Source organism: Carboxydocella sp. ULO1 (assembly GCF_002049255.1).
In the GTDB taxonomy this organism is placed as follows: domain Bacteria; phylum Bacillota.
Window position 1 is genome coordinate 1 of the sequence record NZ_BDLQ01000005.1, and the last position, 20,675, is coordinate 20,675.

General features: G+C 49.3%; 15 protein-coding genes, 1 pseudogene and 1 riboswitch. Of the genes and pseudogenes, 1 reads left to right on the top strand and 15 read right to left on the bottom strand.

Going from position 1 to position 20,675, the window contains the following annotated elements; all coding sequences use genetic code 11:
• Nucleotides 1-110: 110 nt before the first annotated feature.
• Nucleotides 111-296: pseudogene (locus ULO1_RS15060) on the top strand (hypothetical protein); the annotation flags it as partial.
• 490 nt (nucleotides 297-786) lie between these two features.
• On the opposite strand, the gene ULO1_RS14640 reads toward ULO1_RS15060, so the two are convergent.
• The 15 genes from ULO1_RS14640 to ULO1_RS00670 form a co-directional block, all read right to left on the bottom strand.
• The gene (locus ULO1_RS14640) at nucleotides 787-924 is read right to left on the bottom strand and encodes a hypothetical protein (protein ID WP_159446800.1); all 138 of its coding nucleotides are present in this window, start codon (nucleotides 922-924) and stop codon (nucleotides 787-789) included.
• Nucleotides 925-1,918: 994 nt separating this feature from the next.
• Entirely contained in the window at nucleotides 1,919-4,042 is a 2,124-nt protein-coding gene (locus ULO1_RS15065) for a TIGR03986 family CRISPR-associated RAMP protein (RefSeq protein WP_143325389.1), read from the bottom strand.
• Nucleotides 4,026-4,637: a hypothetical protein gene (locus tag ULO1_RS00610; protein WP_079932681.1), complete on the bottom strand. Its 612-nt coding sequence runs from the start codon at nucleotides 4,635-4,637 to the stop codon at nucleotides 4,026-4,028. The genes ULO1_RS15065 and ULO1_RS00610 overlap by 17 nt, the downstream gene beginning before the upstream one ends.
• Nucleotides 4,634-6,355, bottom strand: coding sequence for an RAMP superfamily CRISPR-associated protein (locus ULO1_RS00615; RefSeq protein WP_079932684.1), 1,722 nt, complete (start codon nucleotides 6,353-6,355; stop codon nucleotides 4,634-4,636). Before ULO1_RS00615 ends, ULO1_RS00610 begins: the two co-directional genes overlap by 4 nt.
• Nucleotides 6,352-8,634, bottom strand: coding sequence for an RAMP superfamily CRISPR-associated protein (locus tag ULO1_RS00620; protein ID WP_079932687.1), 2,283 nt, complete (start codon nucleotides 8,632-8,634; stop codon nucleotides 6,352-6,354). The genes ULO1_RS00615 and ULO1_RS00620 overlap by 4 nt, the downstream gene beginning before the upstream one ends.
• A gap of 2 nt (nucleotides 8,635-8,636) precedes the next feature.
• A complete protein-coding gene (locus ULO1_RS00625; RefSeq protein WP_079932690.1) occupies nucleotides 8,637-10,280 on the bottom strand; it encodes a hypothetical protein in 1,644 nt (547 codons plus the stop codon).
• Between the two features lie 12 nt (nucleotides 10,281-10,292).
• Nucleotides 10,293-11,861 carry a TM1812 family CRISPR-associated protein gene (locus ULO1_RS00630; RefSeq protein WP_200806913.1) on the bottom strand — a complete coding sequence of 523 codons (1,569 nt, stop codon included), beginning with the start codon at nucleotides 11,859-11,861 and terminating at the stop codon, nucleotides 10,293-10,295.
• A 424-nt stretch (nucleotides 11,862-12,285) separates the two neighbouring features.
• Nucleotides 12,286-12,960, bottom strand: coding sequence for a M48 family metallopeptidase (locus ULO1_RS00635; RefSeq protein WP_159446801.1), 675 nt, complete (start codon nucleotides 12,958-12,960; stop codon nucleotides 12,286-12,288).
• Nucleotides 12,961-12,971: 11 nt separating this feature from the next.
• Nucleotides 12,972-13,616, bottom strand: a complete 645-nt coding sequence (locus ULO1_RS00640) for a TMEM165/GDT1 family protein (RefSeq protein ID WP_079932697.1) — start codon at nucleotides 13,614-13,616, stop codon at nucleotides 12,972-12,974.
• Nucleotides 13,613-14,767 carry a radical SAM protein gene (locus tag ULO1_RS00645; protein ID WP_079932699.1) on the bottom strand — a complete coding sequence of 385 codons (1,155 nt, stop codon included), beginning with the start codon at nucleotides 14,765-14,767 and terminating at the stop codon, nucleotides 13,613-13,615. Before ULO1_RS00645 ends, ULO1_RS00640 begins: the two co-directional genes overlap by 4 nt.
• 160 nt (nucleotides 14,768-14,927) lie before the next feature.
• Nucleotides 14,928-15,497, bottom strand: a complete 570-nt coding sequence (locus ULO1_RS00650; protein ID WP_079932701.1) for a xanthine phosphoribosyltransferase — start codon at nucleotides 15,495-15,497, stop codon at nucleotides 14,928-14,930.
• Nucleotides 15,498-15,515: 18 nt separating this feature from the next.
• The gene (locus tag ULO1_RS00655; RefSeq protein WP_078664605.1) at nucleotides 15,516-16,451 is read right to left on the bottom strand and encodes an ABC transporter permease; all 936 of its coding nucleotides are present in this window, start codon (nucleotides 16,449-16,451) and stop codon (nucleotides 15,516-15,518) included.
• Nucleotides 16,448-17,506 carry an ABC transporter permease gene (locus tag ULO1_RS00660; protein WP_375804203.1) on the bottom strand — a complete coding sequence of 353 codons (1,059 nt, stop codon included), beginning with the start codon at nucleotides 17,504-17,506 and terminating at the stop codon, nucleotides 16,448-16,450. The genes ULO1_RS00655 and ULO1_RS00660 overlap by 4 nt, the downstream gene beginning before the upstream one ends.
• Nucleotides 17,503-19,023 (bottom strand): ABC transporter ATP-binding protein, encoded by a 1,521-nt coding sequence (locus ULO1_RS00665; protein ID WP_078664604.1) that lies wholly within the window; start codon nucleotides 19,021-19,023, stop codon nucleotides 17,503-17,505. The genes ULO1_RS00660 and ULO1_RS00665 overlap by 4 nt, the downstream gene beginning before the upstream one ends.
• 64 nt (nucleotides 19,024-19,087) lie before the next feature.
• Entirely contained in the window at nucleotides 19,088-20,206 is a 1,119-nt protein-coding gene (locus tag ULO1_RS00670; protein ID WP_079932703.1) for a BMP family ABC transporter substrate-binding protein, read from the bottom strand.
• 174 nt (nucleotides 20,207-20,380) lie between these two features.
• Nucleotides 20,381-20,482: riboswitch (purine riboswitch) on the bottom strand.
• Nucleotides 20,483-20,675: the final 193 nt, after the last annotated feature.

Genomic DNA, 20,675 nt, shown 5'->3' on the forward strand with positions numbered 1-20,675 from the left:
AGAACAGGAGTCCTTAATTACATATAATTACATAAATGTCATATATACCATAATGCGTAATGACCAAAACATAGTTGACTACCATTCATAAAATTAATGCAACGCTACTGCCAGAAAATAGGTATTTCTATGCCCGAAAGTACCGGGAAAGCAAAAACCATCTTCATCGCCGCGCCTTGGTTTTCACAGCACGGAAGTTAGTGCGTATGGTTGAGCTCTGCTGCGCAACAACTGTTTCCATTCGCATTAGGCAACAGGGTGGTTTTTTGTTACCTTTTTTAAAAAAACTAAACTAGAAAATATTTACTTTATGGTCTTGACATATTACCGTATGTCTTTTTTCGTTTATCAATTTTATGATAATACATACCCTAACATGATTTTGTCATAAAAAACAGGGGACTATTTATTCCCCTGCATTTCTTCTTCAGCTTCCTCAACCTCTTTTGGTTTCGGCCAAATCTCTTAACGGAACATCGTGATTACACCAGTTACTGGCAGCAGCCGTTTTGGTTAAAAAAATAATCACCTCATCATCTGCCTGCCAATCTGTACAATATACCTGGATTAAATGTTCCTGAATGAACTTCGTCTTGTTTATTTCCTCTCCTAGTTGATAATAACATTCCTTATAATCACTGGTTCCAAAAAACTGAGAAATTTTTTTCCCATGTACTTACTCCTTTCTTACCATATATTATATTATTATTTAAAAATTCGTCATTTTTGCATAAAAATCCTCCTATTTATAGCTTGCACATAAAAAAATGGCCCGCTGGGCCAAAATCAACTTATTTCCTCCAGTAAGTTATCACCAAAAAAGGGCGCAGCCTTTTTTCCGGCTATAACGCCACCATGATAAAGAAAACGAATTATTTCTTTTACCTTTTTGTTGTCAGCCGCTTGTTTAAGTATTTTGCGCATTTCACTGCCTGCAATTCCCGCAATGTCTGTATACAGGCGTTAGCCAGGGGCAAATCATGGTTTGCTACCAGAACACTGGCAGCCAGAAGGAGCTGCTTCTTCTCGCTGGGGACGATTTTTAAAAGTACGCCAGAGTATTTAACAGCGATTCTATATCTGCCATACTTTCATTGCTTGCCAGCTAGATTTTACTTCTTCAAAAGTAGTTTTTCCCAGCCGGTAAAGATTTCATAATCTCGCCATTGAGATTAGGCGCGGGAAAGAGTTTCAAATCCAAAGGGAATTAGGAAATGTTTAAAGTGCACCCACTTGGAACCCTTGAAAATCAATGCCTCCAGAGCCAGTTTGCGAGAGGTTCTTCTAAACCCCTATAAAATCCCGTTTTCATAAAATCTAAAAACCAGCAAACCCTTGATATGACTGGCGCGAGATGGTCTCGGGTTTTCTGCCAACCTCCAACCTTTCACAAGTTATTTTACACAATCCTTTCCTCCCACTCAATACCTTAACAAAAAAATTTTCGGCAGAACCGGAATAAATTCACACTCCCATTTCAGAGAAAGGTGAGCCACCCTGAGGGCGAAGTTGATGTCTGTCAACAGTTTTACCACCAGATTACGCTAGCTGCCTTTCAAAACCAAAACCTTTTCGCCATAGCAATAGGTTTGGTGTACCAAATATTAGCCCTCCAGACAAAGCTCCTGTTTTGCTGCTCTTTCCTGCATATCTAAAACCGGTAGGGGACTATCGAAGGATGTCTGCAATAAAACTTTCTTAACCCTTTCTGATTGTTAATAAGCAAGGCTTCTGTCCGGATAAAAAAATACCAGTCTCATGCAGACCGATATTGGTAAGATATTTCTTCAAGAAGATATGCCAGAAAGTATGGAACCCGGTGTCAGTCCCGCTGACAGTTTAAACACCTTCAGCCTCCCCAGGGCTGACTTGATAAAACACTTCATCAGGCTTTTTCTCAAACCTAATGATTTTACCCTTATTTCCCATTTTTCTTGATCAGCGGCAAGCCTCGCTCAACCTCCGTAGCCAAGCCAAGGGCCACTGGTGCAGGAAGTATGCCGCTCCTTTTAATAACAATACGTCGCTTGTTCCCCACAAACCACTCATACTGTGGATGATTGGAATCTAACCTCTCTTTAGGCCGGGGGTAATGAATGGGTAGATCCGATTGTACACTGAACAAAGACCTCAATTCATCCAGCAGGTTATTAAATCTACTTTCACCATAGTAATCACGCATCTTATTGAGAAAATCCTGCTTTAGTGGTACTCCGTTCACGAATTGCCAGCCGGAATACGGCTCAATGGATTTTAGTCGCTTCTCCCAATCTATGATTTCAACCTTATCCACAGTAACCTTTACTGAACCAAACCTCAGGGGTTTGGCGTAACCCAGCCGGTGAAATATCCCTTCTTCCAGTTCTAGCGCGTAAAGTAGTGCGCCTAACTCCAGCCGGTGCAGGTTTTCAAAGTCTAAAGTAAAGGTAAATGTAGCCCCTGGCTTTAACACACCCTCAACCGTGCGGTTCTGATCGCTTTTCTCTTTACTACAGTATTCTTCAGATTTCGCTTCACCATGATGGCGGTAAAATTTGCGTCCTCGCAACCGTGCCTCCTCAGTATCATAGGTTACTGTCGGGTCTGGTTGACCCGCAGCATCTAGTAGATAGAAAAAAGTGGTAGTAGGCTTGGGAGCTGAGAGGATAGCTAGAGTAATTTTATCTTCGGTTTCATAATTTCCTATAATTTTACCGTGGGAAAAGCGCACCCGTCCTGCGTAGGCAGCCCGCTCACCAGTACCTTTATCTCCTGCCTTCTCGTGCACCCACCCGAAAACCCGACAGGCAGGGCAGAGAGTGTTATAGTCGCGACAACGTTCAAAGTGTTTCGGCAAGAATTTTTGTCGAGGATATTTATATCTGATACGGGGTATGCACACTGGACGCAGCATCTTTATTGTCTTATGCCTACCATTATCCTCGCACAGCGCATACACCAGGTCACCTGTCCTTAATTCACGCCCTTTTTCTACGAATGTGCTGGGTTGAGGTATATCCTTTGTACTGTTAGGCCACCGCTGATCTCCCAATTTTTCTACCGTCTTTCGCAAACGTTCCCAGTACCCGCTCAGGTGGTTGTTATACTCCTTGACAACTTCATCATCGCATTTTAATAAACAGTGGTTAGGAATTTCTTCCACCTGCTGTGGGTCAGGTTGCTTATCATCACGACGGAAAAAAAGCCTTTCATTTCGTTTTATTTCAATATTAGGCCCGGTCACATGCAGCCAGCCGTAAACCTTGATGTACTGCTCATCTCCGACAAGCGATTCATGTTCATTTACAGGGAGAACTTTCGTAGCCTTGTAAACACCATTTCGTACTTGTTTTACTAATGCGGCCACACGCATACCATCTTTAGCACCTTCAGGCAATTTATTCTTACTGGGATATCCTGCTATAACACTTGCCGCACAATCCATCCGTTCCAAGAGCGCTCCGTTTTCATCAATTTTTACAACGCGGACCGGAATCATGTTTTCCGGCGCACGGGAGATACGATACTCAAGGGGAAAATTATCTTTCTGAAACACTGCAAAGCATGAATTAGTAACCGCTTCAAATACAGAGCGAATCATCCCGCGCAGGCTACTGGCTGGTAACGCCGGCCTACCTTCGTACTGAAAGAAGCGGTAGGTCTTGTGGCCATTCTCTTCCTTCACAGCATGCGAATCGGAAATAAACAGCGGCGTGACAGCTTCTACTTTGCACGTAATACGCCCGGTCAGGCCCACGTAGCGGTCATGGGTTGGTGGTAAGCAATTGCCAAGGACGTGGTTGTCAGGACGGTTTTCCAGATATCTTACAAAATTGTATGGATTGTGGAAGCGATACTCACATGAACTTTCTTTTATAATCCTTAAGTTACGAGCTCGCGGGCCTTTTTCTCCTTGCACAATGTCGAACTCAACCCTCATACCCTTGTTTGGATCAACTCCCTTCAACCACGTTAAATGAAAGAATACATCGTTCCCACCATCGTCAGGACGAATAAAACCAATCTGTTTTTCCGGGTAAACACTTTTAATAGTCCCCTTCATGATGGTGGGCCTCCTTCCACTCGCTAAAGCCGGTATACCAAATAAACTTCACCCGGCCAGCGCTGCTGAATACCTTGTAATGAAGTTGTATTCGCCTCCCCATGCTAGGGTAACTCAATTTAGCCGCCGCCACCCGTTCTTCTTTCCAATCTTTTTGGTCCCGCTCATTTTCGTCCCGCTTACCCCAGAGCAACGCCGTTTCATTGTACTGGTGGAACATCATGTCCGGGTGTTCTTGCCAGTAGTCTCGTATAACGTGCTCATCTGGCAATAGCTTAATACCCGCAGGGCCGACAAAGCGCCAGTCAAAAACCGTAATATTTCTTCGAAGCATGAGATCGCCGCCGTCCCCGAATATTCGCCCGCGCTCTAGTAAAGCAATATTTTGTGGCAGCGTGTTTTTTTCAAAAGCAATCTCACTTACGTATTCCCATACACGGAAAGGCATGCCAGCCAGATCCCACTGTGTAAGGAACTTCAGTAAATTACTCTCGGTACACTGCCCACCCAGGATGGTAAGTTCTGACTTGTCACACCTGGACTTGCAAACCTTTTCAACCATTTTTTTAAAATCTACCCGCGGCCAGAGACTCATGGCACCTCTCCTTTCAGGTAGTATTGATCAACAACTCCGAAATAACTATCTTCAGTAAGCTTGATTTGCTCCTGACGCTGAAATTGCTGTATAGTCTCATGAAAGGAATCTACCCATTTTTGAACCAGAGCTGTCCAGCCATCCATATCCGATTTCACCGACACAGTGGTATAGACGCCGCTTTTCTTGGATGTCAGCTTAAGCTTCGTTAGACCCGGTGGAGCATCTTCCGGCAATAAATAACCGAAGGTGGCGACCCATCTAGTCAACTTCAACTTGCCAAATCCTTTGGCGCCGCCAAAACCTATGTTCAACCAGCCTTCGCTCAGGTCGCGGAGCACCATGAAAAGCCAGCCCAGTTCCCACGGATCAGGGTTTTCCAGATGTAGCCGTAAAGTGAAGGCTGGACGCCACAGGGCCAGGGCGTCAAACTTCGCTCCTTCAGCCCCACCGCCTGTGAAGCGGTCGATTGCCAGAAAGTCCAGCATCTTGTAAACTGGCTTGGACTGCCCTTCAGTTGCCTCATAAGGTGCATCTTCAACAATCAGGCGGCTGCCAAGCCTGGAACTGCCGAACAGACGACAGGCCAGACAGAGTAAATCCTCGCTGACTTCAGCGTTACCGGGTATGCTGGCCTTTTTAAGCAGACTATCGCAGCTTTCCAGTGGCAGTCTCCTTTCTTTATTGCTGTCCCGCACGTTAGTATCGCACGCTGGGCAGCAGCGCAGAAAATCCTCTTTATCAGCAGCATGCAATGTGGCAAGAGTCCGTGCTAGTCGCTCTGCATGGAAACGCAAAACACCGCGCAGGCCAGCTCCTGTCAACACGGGATTCTGCCAATCACTCCACTGCGCTAGCAGCGGGGCATGGTCAAAGCCGCTTGCAGCGGCAGCCATAGTCTCATTAGTCAGCATAAGCCCTTCGGCTTGCAGTGTCCCGGTCAGCGAAAGCCAACCGCGTGCCGCAACTGGTTTCCCGTTTACAGCGTAACATTTAATAGAGCTAATTTTTTTTTCAAGCCAACCATCAACTGGTATAGCCAGCTGCCATGGCTCGTCGTTTTTTAAAAAGGCCAGCACTCGCTCTGGCTTGTCCAAACAAAAAGTTTTAAATTGCAAATTGTCTAGATTAAAAGCACCCAGTCCGCGCGCTACTCGTCCTCCCAACCAAAGACGTCCTGCATTCCATTCGGCCAGCCCGGCAGCCAACAGCAATTCATCTTCAGGTGTAGTATCGCGTAGTTCCATCCTAAGTTCAAACTTAGACCTGGCCGGCAATACCTCCAGGTCAAACTTCACCGCGCTGACTCTTGCGGCCGTACCGGTCACCCTATCAATGCCCACACCGTCGCGGATCATGGGCCGGGGGGGAGTATCAATGGGGCGAGCGTTGAAGACTAAAAGCCGCGAAGCTCTCGATGAGCTTCCCTCTTCGTCACCGGGATTAATATTGCCAAAGAGCTGGCAGACCCTGCAGTCACAGGGTTTCTTTTGTTCTCCCTCGCTTCCGCCAAGTGCCTTGCAAGGTTTTTCCCCCAGGCGAAGTGCCAGTTTTGTGAGTAAGGTGCGCAGTGCTCCAGCAATCGTCGAGCCAGGGATGAACACTTGTCCCTCCGCATCACGCCGTACCAGCGCATCGGTCAAACCATTACCCTCTCCGCTGCCGATGTGGAAGGCGGTACGGGCCGTCAGTGTTGCTGTAATCACCCTGTATATCATTGTACACCTCCTTTTTCCTCTCGCACCAACATGGTAAGCCATTCAGCCAGACGCTCGACACCGCAACGATGAAGGTAAGCATCTTCTTTACTTAGATATTCTAATGCTTCTCGGATTGTTTTGATGCCTTCCTTACCTGCGTTAATGAAGTAGTTTTCTTTTGCGCGTTGACCGTACTCCTTCTCCCCAATGACCTCAACTAGAGCCTCATCAGGCTGACCGAAAGCCTTTTCATGAACATCCATTGCAGTCAGACGCTCGATTAATTCTTCACACGAAACATCACTATGAGTATATAACCAGCGGGCTATCGTACCAAAATATTTGTTAAACTTCTGCTCGTGCTGCTGCTTGATTCCCAATAGTACATCCCTATGTTTCTCTAATTCATCTTCCCAGCATTCCATAAAAGTTTCCCAATCACTATCCAAATAACTGCTTTCTAACCACATCTTCGGGTCTAGCCGAATGGCACTCTCCTCGATGTACCGGCTATGTTCATATACCGGATGGTTGAAGGCTATGCGCCCAAAGCCTTCATTGCGCCGCACGCCAATACCCTCGGTTTCCAGCTGCTGCATCCTCGCCCTCCAGTCTTCTGGAGGGTTTTTTAGGGATATCAGAACCACTGAGCCGGCCACAAGGGCCAAATCGCGCCAGCGCGGCAGGCCCAGAGTGGCGTTGAAACCATCCACCACCCGTGTCCGTGCGTACACATCATGCATATCTACTGGTCCCAGCCCTAAAGCCTCTTCCAGCCATTCTTTGGTAAACGCCGTCGGCTGCTGTCCCCACATGTTTCCAATGATTGTATCTGTCAACAGCGTTAGCGTAATTTTTTGGGTCGGGTCATCAATGCGCTTTTCTAATGGCAATTGAATCCAACTCTGTGGACAGTCATCACTTAATAGCTCCAGCCAGGCAGTAACCTTGCCGTAGCCGCGCTGTCGCCCCTTGCCCAGCCATAAGGTTAGCGGTGTTTTTTCAGCAATGTCGGTCATCTGTTGTAAACATTCCCAGGCTGCCTTACCGGCGCAGAGCAATTCGCCCACAAAATATTGCCCGTTGCATAGTACGTTATAACCATACAGGTCACCTCTGGCGGCTCTTTGACTTTTTTCATCGATGCGTAGGTGCATCTCGAAAGATCGTTGAGGCGAAAAGGTCCTCTTTAAGTTTACAAATTCACCCACTGTTTCCAATCGGCTTCCACATTCAACACACTTGTTACTGTCAGACTCCCATGCTAGATAAACCCCGTGTCCCTTGTTTTCCTCTTGAAACGGTACCACACTGCATGTCCAAAGAGCCAGAGGTGCGGGAATGGTTGGGTAAAGGTGGTTGTTACGGAAGAATGCTGGATACAGCACGGGGAAACTAACTCCGCCACGGAAGAATAAGTACACAAAATTATGGTAGATCTCTGGGGCAGCTAGATTACAAAGTTTAGAAGCCCTACCCGCCAGCGCACCTTGTAGAACACTGCCGGAGATAAACGGGCGGGTATAAAACTGATTCCCGGCAGAAGCGCGCTGGGCAATCAACAAAGGCTCCTCAAGACGAATGATTACCCTGATTCGTACAGCTCTATCTCTTGATGTATTAACTTTTTTGATATCCGCTTTGTTAGCGGGTTCCTCAGGCTTCGCTGGGTTCCCTCGCATCCATTTTTGGTCAAAGCGCGTCAGGAACCACTCTTCCCAGGATTGACTGGCTGGTCTTTTGGCCTCATCCACCCCGTCCACATCAATTAAATGAATAACACACTCGCCAAGACCGCGCCGCCGTGAGCGTCCCAACTGGCGTACATTTCGCGCCGCCGCTACTAAGAACGCCGCTTCATCCAGGGCATTATCATCGTTGCGAAGGCATGTTACGGTGAAGCAAAACTCCTGCCCGGCAGCCCCTTCCTCCAGGGAGAACAACTTGTGTGGCTCGGCCCGACGCGTGCGGGGGTTAATACGAACTCGCCAGACTACCTTTGCGTCTTTGGCCCGTTTTTCTACCGGCCACGCCGAAGAAATCCGCCAGCGTTTGACCTGCGCCGACGACCCGAATAGACGCGTAATGATCTCGTTCTCTGTAAGCATCGCAAGCGAAGGAAGCTTTAACAGACGGCATGCCCCGTCACGCAACAGCCCAGCTACTGTGCTGCCCCGCAGCACCGGCGTGCCGTCAGCCTCCCGCAGCAGAGCAGAATCCAAGTTGAAACCTGACCCATATCCCGCACCAATATGATAGTTGGACCTCAACTCGATCTTAAAAGTCAGCGTGAGCATTTTTAACCCTCCTCATATTCCCGGCGCGGTTTGTCCAGGCTCAAAGCAAAGTCCCATGCGTCCAGAAGATCGGGGAGGCTATGTCCGTACCAGTAGTGATCCTGGTCTCTTAACAAATGGCGCCAATAACCCTTCTCGTTACCCCCCAATAATTTAAGGGCCGCTTTCACCGCAGCATCCTGATCTTGAGCACTTCTTTGCTCAAGGCGTAGTAACAATTTCTGCAGTTTATTCTCCCATCGAACCAGCTTTTCGGAATTCAAAAAATCTGGTAGGTTAGTTATATCGTACAGATCTTTTAGCTCAGATAGTCGTTTTTTAGGGCAAGCGCGCAAATTCCATCGCTGTTCAATCAACTGTTTTACCGGCAGACCCCATTCATCTCCCTCGTCAACTATCCAGTAAGGACGCAAGGTAGGACGCACCTCCCCCTTTCGCGGTTCGGACACCAGCCGCCCTCCACGAACGACCTCAAAGTTAACCACCGAACAGGGGTTTCCGTTAGAAGAAGATTTTTTTTGATCAAAAAACCGTTGTTTGCAAATCCGCTTAGCCTCTTTCAGCCTTGACTCACCGGCTTCGTGGGCCAGAGCATAAGGGAACTTACACTTGCAAATGACCACAGCTACTGAAACAGTAGATACATAGTTTTCTAGTCCTACCTTCTTTGCCAATTTTGACATTTCAGACTCATATTCCTGACAGAAACACCGGGCAAAATCCAACGCCCAGGGCGCCGGGATGAGGGCAAACAGGTCATCCCCACCCAAAATCAGAGGCAGTACAGGAATAAAATCAGGGCGGTCTTCCAACTGATTATGATCCATCATTATCATTTTCGTCGGCTTGGCCAATGCCCGACGAATTGCTTGGCTCAGCCCTCTGGATAGTGCGCGCATCTGCTCAGGACTCTGACATTGGCTGAATACCTCGCCCATCGAGTTCCCGTCAGCCAGCAGGTAAGCCACGTATCGCCGCGTGTCGTAATCAGCGATATCCTCCAGTGGATCCTTTACTGAGCGCTCCCTGCGCTTTGTTTTTCCTGGCCAATCAGCCCTGGTTAACCCCTCTTCCCCTACTACCTCCTGATAAAACGCTTTCAGGAACAAACCCAGCTCATCTGCATCTGCTCGTTCAGCGCTTTTGTTCAGACACGATACACATAGATATTGTGGCTTTTCATCCTCATGATAAACCCGATGCTCTACGGCCAATCCCGTACCGCACGATGCACAAATGGCCATATACGGGAATTGCTCCTGGTTCTGCCAGTCTTCAAACCAGCGTTTTTTCCGCCTCAAACCTTCTTCGGCCTCCACGCTGGCCTGGCTAAAGTAGCGGCCAACCTGCACCGGTTCGGCTACCGTCAACGTGCCCCCTGTTGCAAGGCGATAAATTTCTGCCAGGTGCTCACCAAAATCTCGGGCCTGATCAGCATCGTTAAAGAGGATACGGAAACTGCCGCCATCATTAATAATAATATCGGTGGTGGGATTACCTCCATAGAGTGGCAGTAAATATCCAGGAACCTCCGCACAAAAACGGGAGAGTAGCTGGCTGCCACCCACCACTTCACGCAAACGGGACGAGCGGAAGATAAAATCTTGAATTTTGTCAGCCTCAGCTGCCAGAAGATAACGAATCACGGCAGTACCTCCTTACCTCAAATTAGGGGGCAGAAAGTGATTCATGCCGCACAACTCACAGAGTTTAGACCAGGGCAACGTCTCGGCGCATAATGACAATTCGCTCATCCGCTGCCCCAGAAAATCTTCAAAGTTGGCTTCAACAAATTTTAGTGCATCCTCGGCCCAGTCACGTGGAACTGCAAAATACTTGTGCGCCAACTTGTTGCGTTTATCGAGGAAAGAATCCCAACCATTATCGTCTCCAAACATATTCTTCTGGTCCTTCCACCACGTCGCCATCGGAGATGACATTTGCACAATAATGTCAGGGTCATTTTTCTTTCTAAATCCATCGAAAGGAATATCTTTTTTGATATTTATTTCCTCTTTTTCAGGCTTTGTCAAGCTATCAAAGACTTTGGATATTTCAGGTGTTTTCTCATCAAGCTTTTCCAAAAATAAATTATAATGTTGATGGTTTTTTACTAATTGGACCAATCGTGCTATCATTATAATCTCGTTGACTCCTCCGGCCCGCAAGAATGCCGAGCGGTAATCCTGGTTGTATTCAATTAACCGCCTTATACGTTTTAATTCATCGTAAACATATAGTTTCACTGACTGAAGATCTCCGTAAAATCTTTTGGGAATATTTTCAAAATTGGCACCCTTGATTTCATACCATTTATTCCCTAACTCAACCACCGCACTGGGCTGGTCAAAATTACCTAGCATTTGCGCCGCCTCTTTTGCACCTCGAAAGTCGCCACGGTCCCATTTTTCGTAGTAATCCAGAAACAATATTATTTTTTTTATCGGCTCTTCCGTATCCGGGATTACAGTTTTCATTGAATCTCGAATTTTTGTCAACAATTCTCTTGCCTCGCGGAATTGATATCGTTCGTATAATATACGCACACGCTCCCACTCACGCAAAGCAAACTCCTTGTAAGGGTTAGATATCTCACCGATTTTACAACTAAATCCATAAGGCCGGCGACTTTTGGGGTCATAATCTTCAAAATCTACGTAGGAGATCCGCGCTCCGGCGTAAGCTGCATACAAATACGCGCCTGTAACCATACTCTTTTTTCCGCCTGTTATATCGATAACAACATCTTCTTCATCGTGCAAAACCTCCACCAGTGTTTTAAAGATATCAGCCGGGTTGTCTGGGGTAGGATAACCCGGTTTACCAGCTGTCTGTTCGCCATGGAAATGCGTGTCCTTCCGAATTAGCCCTTTATCCTTTAGGTACTCGACCGCAGTGACAATATGATTGGCGAAAGTGCTCCATGCTCCATAGTTACTGTAGCCGTTTTCATTTAGCAATAAGACAATTTTTTCAGGCTTATATACACATATAGATTGGAGCAACGGCTCCGGGGAAAAACCGACCAGGAGCACCAGCGTTTTGCAAGATTTTACATTAATTCGCTCCCCCTTTTTGGCATATTCCAGTTCTGCTTCCAGCAGGCTTTTATCATTCAGTCTCTTTTGGTTTTCGCAAATGTAATACTTTAAACGGGAATCGAGATCGAAGTCTTTATCCCAAAAAAATTTAGTTATACATTCAAGGTCACTCTTGCCAAAACCCAACAAAGACACCTCCAATATTTTAATAGTTTGACTGCGTTTGAATTGAAAAACTAGTTTTAAAAATATTCGACACAAAGATATGAAAATCCTGCCAATTAATACAAAACCATTAAAAATTATTATAATTATGCATTTTATCTGGCTCATTGCCGAGAAACAATCCTTTTCTGCAAATCAGTTTGATCTCATTCCAGACAATATCTTGCAATATTGGGAAAATAAAAAAGATCCCCAAGAGGATCTAATATTCCAACAAACTATTATCATTTACATACCGGTCAAACTACAGGGACGGTGCCACCCAACCATCTACCCTGACATTGCTGTACCGTCCTCTAATTTCGCCCGTTTTTATTCCAACAGCCTACACAAATTGACCAAAACGACAAAACTCATTCAATCCGTTCCTACGCTTCTAGTCCGGCTACAAAAGCTGCAGTAACATCTGATTTTCCCGCAACCAATCTCTCTTCCCCCGATAGTCGGGTATTATTTGCTTCACGCGGGCCCAGAACTGCCGGGAATGGTTCATGTGCTCAATATGTAACAGCTCATGCACCACCACATAATCGATCACCTGGAGAGGAGCCTGAAGCAAGCGCCAGGAAAAACTCAACACACCTTTGGAACTGCATGACCCCCAGCGTTTCCTGGCAGAAGTGATTTTTACCGAATTATACTTGATTCCCGTCAGTCCGGAAAAATACTCTGTCCTGGCCAGCAATATCCTTTCCACTTCCTTTTTATACCATCGGCTGAGCTGCTCGGTGCCTCGCTCCAGTTGCTCCCGGGGAAAATAGAGCTTATCACCCTGCAAATAGATCATTCCACTGCCATCTGTAACCGTAAAAGTGTATTTTTCCCCCAGAAACCAGAGCTTATCGCCTGTCTCAAATCGCAAAGGCTGGAAGAGTTTTTGCTGCCGTTGAATTTCCTGCAGTTTATCTCTGATCCATTTGTCTTTGCCATGTACCAGCTCTTCAATGGCCTTCATTGACAGCCTTTTCGGTGCCCTGATGATAATGCAACCATCCGGGGTTATTTCAATCACCACGGTCTTCCGAGCCGAGCGTATAATTTTCGTGGTCGTTATCTGCATTGTCCTTCCCCTCATAATCGTGCAGGCCGATACAAATACCATACATAACCCACAACCAGTATAGTGGTCAGGGCTAGTGCCACCAGGCGCATTCCCGGCACAGCAATAGTTTGCCAGATACCAAGATAACCGAAGAGAATAAATATTCCAGCTGAGACCAGTTTTATCAAGCGCTCCGGTAATTGCTTACCCAGTACTACACCAACCAGGATACCGATAATATTGGAAATCATCATGCCGGTAGTGGTGCCCAACCAAACTCCTAACAAGTTCTGGTATTTCGCAGCCAGGGCCACTGTGGCCAGCTGGGTTTTATCTCCCATTTCGGCAATAAAAAAAGCAAAGGTCACCGTCCAGAAAGGACTGAAATATTCCTTTTCCGCCTCTCCTTCCAGCGTATCACCACGAATGGTCCAGAGGCCAAAGATGACGAAAGAAATAGCTGCGGCCAGCTGGATATAGTGCATGGGAATAAAACGGGTCAGATATTCACCGGCTGCCACAGCCAGTAAATGATTGAGTAAAGTGGCTACCAGTACTCCCGCCAGAACGATACGGGCTTTATATTTAGTGGCAAAAGCCATTCCCAGCAACTGGGTTTTATCTCCCATTTCTGCCAGCACAACAAAGATAGTAGCTGCAATAAATGCCGTCATATTTCATCCTCCTGACTTATGATTCGGCTCCAGCGCCGGTAATCCTTCAATTTCCAGGCTCCCCCTCCGGCCAGTTCCGGCAGCCCGCAAACAGGTTGCTGGCAGGTTAAGCAAGCTCCATCACAGGCTACCGGTTCGAAGTGCTGCCCACGACGGATATAGATTGGAATATCGATGCCTTCGCAATTACGGGTAGTGGCAAACTCCCGATTTAACCCCTGGCCATCAGGCCGATATTCCATACAGAGGGCGAAACTGAGGCCATACTTCAAGGCCGCTTTTTTTACCCTGCTGAAAAGTTCCCGACGATAGCCCAGATCAGCGTGCCAGCTGGCACCAATTCGCTCATTATAGAGGCGAGCCCAGTATTGGGCCAAATCGGGCCAGGACAGCTCTATCCATTGCCAAATCCGGTTTTTCAAGGCCAAAGGAATGTCCAGGCAGGAAGCTACCAGGTGACTGGCTCCAGCAGCTCTGGCTACCTGACAGAGCTCCTCTATCATTTCCTGGTCATCAGTAAGGCCCGGTAAAATGGGGTCCAGCCGTACTACCGCAAATAGCCCTGCTTCCCGAATTCGTCGCAGATTGTCCAGTAAAACTGGCACCGGTGCTCCACCGGGTACCAGTTTGCGCCGCAAATCCTCATCCGGGGTGAGGAGAGAAACCTGGCCAAAACAATGCTGTTGCTTACTCATCCAGGCCAGGGCTTCATCGGTAACCTGGTTTTTGGTAATGAATTCAATCGGTAGATTGCGCTCCACAAAAACCCGGATGATTTTCTCCGATAGTTTATACACCCGATTCAGGGGCTGAAAAGGATCAGTTACCGGGGAAAGGTAACCACAGGCGGCCACCCTTAAAGAGTCCAGCTGCCTGGCCACTATCCGGTCGAAATCCTGGCAAACCGTGACCACCCGTTGTGTAGCATAAAGGTGGAAGTAGCCCCAGAAACTATGGGCATAACAATAAGGACAATCATGGGTACAGCCATTATAGGGATTAATCAACATTCGCTCGGCTGTACATTCCCGTTTCCCCGGCCACCATCCATGTAAGTCTTTTTTGCTGTCTACCAGTATATGGGGTACAGGAGCAGGGATGACAGGATATTCATATTCAGCCTTGCCTTTTTTCATTCTGATGTATGCCATTGTCTTTCACCATAAAAAATTCCGGGTACCCTTATTGTACCCGGGGTCAGTATTTTTAGCAAGTTTTATGGTCAGCTGCCTGTTCTAATACTTTCCGCAGCTTAGCGCTTGTAACTATCTTAACATAAAGACAAAAAAGACAACCCAGCCAGGTTGCCTCTTAAACAAACTCCACACCCTTTTCCGTAAACGCCCCAATCCTGGCCAGCGCCTCCACCCGGATGCCAGCCTCGCGCAACTCCTTGCCCCCGGGCTGGAAGGCCTTCTCCACCACAACTCCCACTCCCACCAGGGATGCCCCGGCCTGCTCCACCAGGGACACCAGCGCTTTCGCTGCCGCCCCTTGAGCCAGAAAATCATCGATAATCAGCACCCTGTCCTCAGCGGTCAGATAGCGCCGGGAAACGCAGACCGACACCTGCTCCTGTTTGGTGAAGGAAAAGGCCTCCGCCGCATAAACCTCCTCCACCAGGGTACTGGGCTGCTTCTTCTTGGCAAACAGCACCGGCACCCCTAGCTCCAGACCGACCATCACGGCCACGGCAATGCCGGAAGCCTCCACCGTCAGGATCTTGGTCACCCTATCCGGGCGAAAGCGCCGGGCAAACTCCCGCCCCAGCTCCAGCAGCAACTGCGGATCCAGCTGATGATTGAGAAAGGAATCCACCTTCAGGATATTGTTGCCGATCAGTAAACCATCCTCCCGAATCCTCTGTTTCAATAGCTCCACGTCCACGTCATCCTTCCATCAGCGTTCTTCCCGGTGATAGGGCAATCCCAGGGCCCCCGGTGTAGCCACCCGCCTGGTTTTCGTCTCCCGGGTGACCAGAATCAACACCAGGATAGTTAATAAATAGGGCAACATCTTGAGAAAAAAGGGCGACACTGCAATATTCAGGGTCTGCAGCCGGAATCCCAGCGCATCCACACCGCCGAAAAGATAAGCTCCCAGCATAGCCTTGAAGGGGTCCCACATAGCGAAGATTACCAGCGCCACTGCAATCCAGCCCCGGCCGGCGGTCATGTTTTCCAGCCAGCTGGGAGCATAGGCCAGGGAAATATAGGCCCCGCCTGCTCCCGCCAGCATTCCGCCCCCGATAACCGCCAGATAGCGGGTAAGGGAAACACTGATCCCGGCCGCATCAGCCGCAGCGGGATTTTCCCCTACTGCCCGCAGCTGTAGTCCCCAGCGAGTCCGGTACAGGAGCCAGGCCATTAAGGGTACTAGGCCAAAACTGAGATAAATCAGGGGATCGTGGTTGAAGAAGATTGGTCCCAGCCAGGGCAGCTGACTCAGGCCAGGCACAGGCACGGGTTGAAAAGTCTGCCTGAGAGGAATCCCCACCAGAGTTTTGCCCAGATAGCTGCTTAGACCAGTGCCGAAGATGGTAAGGGCCAGGCCGCTGACTACCTGGTTCGCCTTCAGAGTAACCGTGAGGAAAGCATGGACCAGGGCCCCTGCTCCTCCGGCCAGCAGGGCTGCGCCAAAGCCCAGCCAGAGGTTGTCGGTATGCAGGGCTACAGTAAAACCGCTCACAGCCCCCAGCAACATCATCCCTTCTACCCCCAGATTCAGGACCCCGGCCCGTTCCGCCAGAATCTCCCCCAGGGCAGCCAGGAGAATAGGGGTGCCGGCGGTAATAGCTGTGGCCAGGATAGCGATCACTACACTCTGGTCGGTCATGCTTTTTTGCCTCCTATCCGCAGGCGGTAGTTAATAAAAATTTCCCCGCCCAGCACAAAGAAAAGAATCAAGCCCTGCAGCATATAGACACTGGCAGCAGGTAGGCCCAGGGTTTGCAGGGCATAGCCCCCTGAGAGCAAACCCCCGAACAGAAAGGCCACCAGCAGAATGGCAAAGGGATGCAAGCGGGCCAGCCAGGCGATAATTATGGCCGAATAGCCATAGCCCGGCGATAGGCCCTGTTGCAAGCGCTGGGTTATGCCAGCCACTTCCGCCATGCCGGCAATACCGGCCAGGGCCCCGCTGAAAAACATTGTCAACAGAATAGTTTTTGTTATACTCATTCCGGCATAACGGGCTGCTGCCCGGCTTTCCCCTACTACCTTCAACTGGAAACCCCAGGTAGTATAGCGGAAAATCAGGTAGATTAACACTGCGGCCAGCAAAGCCAGCAGAAAACCGGCATGAATCCTGGTATTCCCCAGAGTGGGCAGAGTCGCCCCCGGGCCAAAGGTGGCAGTCAGGGGGAAGTTAAAGCCTTTAGGGTCTTTCCAGGGCCCAAAGACCAGATAATCCACCCAGAGGATGGCCACATAATTGAGCATCAGAGTGGTGATGGTTTCATTCACCTGCCAGAGAGCTTTCGGAATAGCGGGCAAGAGGGCCCAGAGGCCTCCGGCCAGCCAGGCTAAAACCAGCATGGCGGGCAGCAGTTGCCAGCGGGAACCATCAGGAAAATTGAGCGCCACCCAGGTAGCCGCCATGGCTCCCATGTAAAACTGCCCTTCCGCACCGATATTCCACAATTGCATCCGAAAGGCCAGGGAAACCCCCAGGGCGCACAGAGCCAGCGGGATGGCCTTGACTGTAGTCTCCGCCAGACCGAAGGCTGAACCAAAAGCCCCGCCCAGCATGGCCTGGTAAACCTCCAGGGGAGATTTCCCCGCCAGAGCGATAAAGCAGGCCCCTGCCAGTAGAGCGAGCAGAATCGCCACCGCTGGTACTAAAAAAAAGGCTCCAGGCATTGGTGTCAGTCGTTTCTCCAGAGTAATCAGGCGCACCCGCTCTTCACCATCTTTCCTGCCATCATTAAGCCGATTTCTTCAATCCGGGCCTCCCGCACCGGTACCAGACCGGTGATTTCCCCTTCATGCAATACCGCCAGGCGGTCAGCCAGCTGGAACAATTCTTCCAGTTCCTCACTGATCAGAACCACCCCACACCCCTGGCGCCGGGCCTGTAAAAGCAAAGTCCGCACTGCCATGGTGGCAGCAATATCCAGCCCGCGGACAGGATAAACAGCCACAATCAGCCGGGGCTGGGAGGAAATCTCCCGGGCCAGCAGCAGTTTCTGCAAATTTCCTCCGGACATAGTTTTGACCGGAGTAGTCAGGTCGGAGATTTTTACTTCAAATTCCTGAACCAGTCGACGGGCATATTCTGACAGGCGCTGCCAGTTGATCAGGGGTCCACGGGTAAATTCCTGGTCACGGTAGTGTTTGAGCAATATGTTTTCCCGCACATCCAGATTGGGTACCAGACCGGTGCCCAGCCGGTCTTCGGGAATATAGGCCACCCCGGCGGCAATGCGCTCCCGGGGCCCACTGGTCCCCATCTCCTGCCCGGCCAGATAGAGTTGACCGGATTTGAGTGGCCTTAATCCAGCAATTACCTCTGCCAGTTCCCGCTGGCCATTGCCGGCCACACCGGCGATCCCCAGGATCTCCCCGGCCCGTACCGTTAAACTCACTTGCTTCAAGGCCGGTTGCCCCCGGTCACCCAGGGCAGTGACCGCCTTTAGTTCCAGCAATACCGGACCCGGTACCGCTCCTGCGGGCATTTCCGGTATGTCCGGTTCCTTGCCCACCATCAATCGGGCCAGGCCTTGCTCTGTGGCCTCTGCCCCCGGCAGTGTAGCAATAGACCTGCCTCCCCGCATTACCGTAATGGTATCAGCGTGTTCCAGCACCTCTTGCATCTTGTGGGTAATGACAATAATCCCTTTCCCGGCCGCAGCCATCCGCCGCAAAATGCGATAAAGCTCCTGGGCCTCCTGGGGTGTCAGCACCGCTGTCGGCTCGTCCAGAATCAGAATATCCGCCCCCCGGAACAACAGCTTGACAATTTCCACCCGCTGTTGTTCCCCTATAGACAACTGCCAGACTTTGGCCTGTGGGTGAATGAGCAGGCCGTATTCAGCTGCAAACTGGCTCAACTTCGCCTCAATTTCCTTCAGATTCAGGCCAAAACCCCGGCCAGGCAAACCAAGGGCTACATTTTCCGTTACTGTAAAAGGAGCCACCAGCTTGAAATGCTGATGGACCATACCTATACCCGCCCGGATGGCATCCCGGGGAGAGCGGAAGTTGACCTTCTGGCCGCGAATCCAGATCTCCCCCTGGTCGGCCCGGTACAGGCCGGTGAGAATGCTCATCAGGGTACTCTTTCCCGCTCCGTTTTCTCCCAGCAGGGCGTGGATTTCCCCTGCTTTCAAAGTAAAGTTCACATGGTCATTGGCCTTTACCCCTGGAAAAGCCTTGCAGATTCCTTTCATCTCCACCAGAGTTTCCATAAAAAAAGCCCCTCCCAGGCGACAGGAGGGGTAAAGACCCGCAGGCCTTCACCCCTCAACTTGCTTATTGTTTGGGAATGGTACCTTCTACCCCTTCTACAAACCAGTCAAAAGAAAGCATTTGCTCATCAGTCATCTTGCTGCCAGCCGGTACTCGTACCTGGCCATTCTGATCCTTGATGGGGCCAGTGAAAACATCCCAGCTACCAGAAAGAATTTCCTGCTTTTTCTTCTCCACCAGATCCTTTACCTCGGCAGGAACCATAGGACCGTAAGGAGCCAGATTGACAATCCCATCACTCATGGGACCCCAGTATTGTTCACTCTTCCATTTGCCTTCCATTACAGCCTTAACAGTATTGACATAATAGGGGCCCCAGTTCCAGACGGCACTGGTCAGCACCGCCTTGGGTGCATAGGCAGACATATCACTATTGTAACCAATACTGTATACGCCTTTTTCCTGAGCAGCCTGTTGCGGTCCGGGAGTATCCTGATGCTGGGCAATCACATCGGCACCTGCATCCAGCAAGCTCTTGGCCGCATCCTTTTCCTTGGCAGGATCATACCAGGTATTGGTCCAGACCACTTTCACCTTAGCATTGGGGTTAACGCTTCTTACCCCCAGGGTAAAGGCATTGATGCCGCGAATTACTTCCGGAATGGGGAAGGCTGCCACATAACCGATAGTATTGCTTTTGGTCATTTTACCGGCCACTATGCCGGTCAGGTAGCGAGCCTGATACATCCGGCCAAAATAGGTACCCATATTGGGTGCGGTCTTGTAACCGGAACAATGCAGGAATACCACATCAGGATATTTTTGCGCCACCTTCAGCATGGCATCCATGTAGCCAAAGCTGGTAGCAAAAATGATTTTATTGCCTTTCTCAGCCAGCTCAGTGATGACCCGTTCAGCATCGGCCCCTTCCGGCACCGATTCAATATAGGTAGTTTCGACATTAGGCAATTGCTGTTCCAAATACTTGCGTCCCTGGTCATGGGCATAAGTCCAGCCGGCATCCCCTACCGGTCCAACATAGATAAAGGCCACTTTCAGCTTGTCCCCTGCCGGTTTATTTTCCCCGGCTTTTTGCTCCTGTTTACTGCTGCTACCACAGCCCGTGAGGTTAAATAACAGCATACTGGCCAGCATCAGGAGAGCGATCATTTTGCGCCACATTCCTCTTTTCCCCTTTCCCTCAGTATTATCCCGGAAATGGCTCATCTCCCCACCGTCAAAAAACAAATCACCCGGTGCCCGAGGTTCCCAAAAAGGTGAGTGAAACCCAGCGCACCGGGTGGTTTCCCGCCGCCTAGCGCTCACTACCAGCAGGAAAAAGATAGACTTTCCCCTCTGGTAATGTGTTCCACTCGTAGTCGGGCAATTTACGGTTGCCCGGTAGAGACTTTTGAGCCATATCCTCAAAATTATACGAGTGACTATTCAGTTAAAGCTTTACTAAAAAATTACCATATTTTTTCCTAATATTCAAGGGTTTTTTTAAAAAAATGTTCACCTTTTTCCCCGATATAGATTCCGGCAAGCATCAATATAGTACCCAGCCATTGCCGGAGCCCAACCGGTTCCCCGAGAAAAAACCGGGATACCAGCAGCACCACCGGCAACTCCACTGCCCCCAGTATTCCCG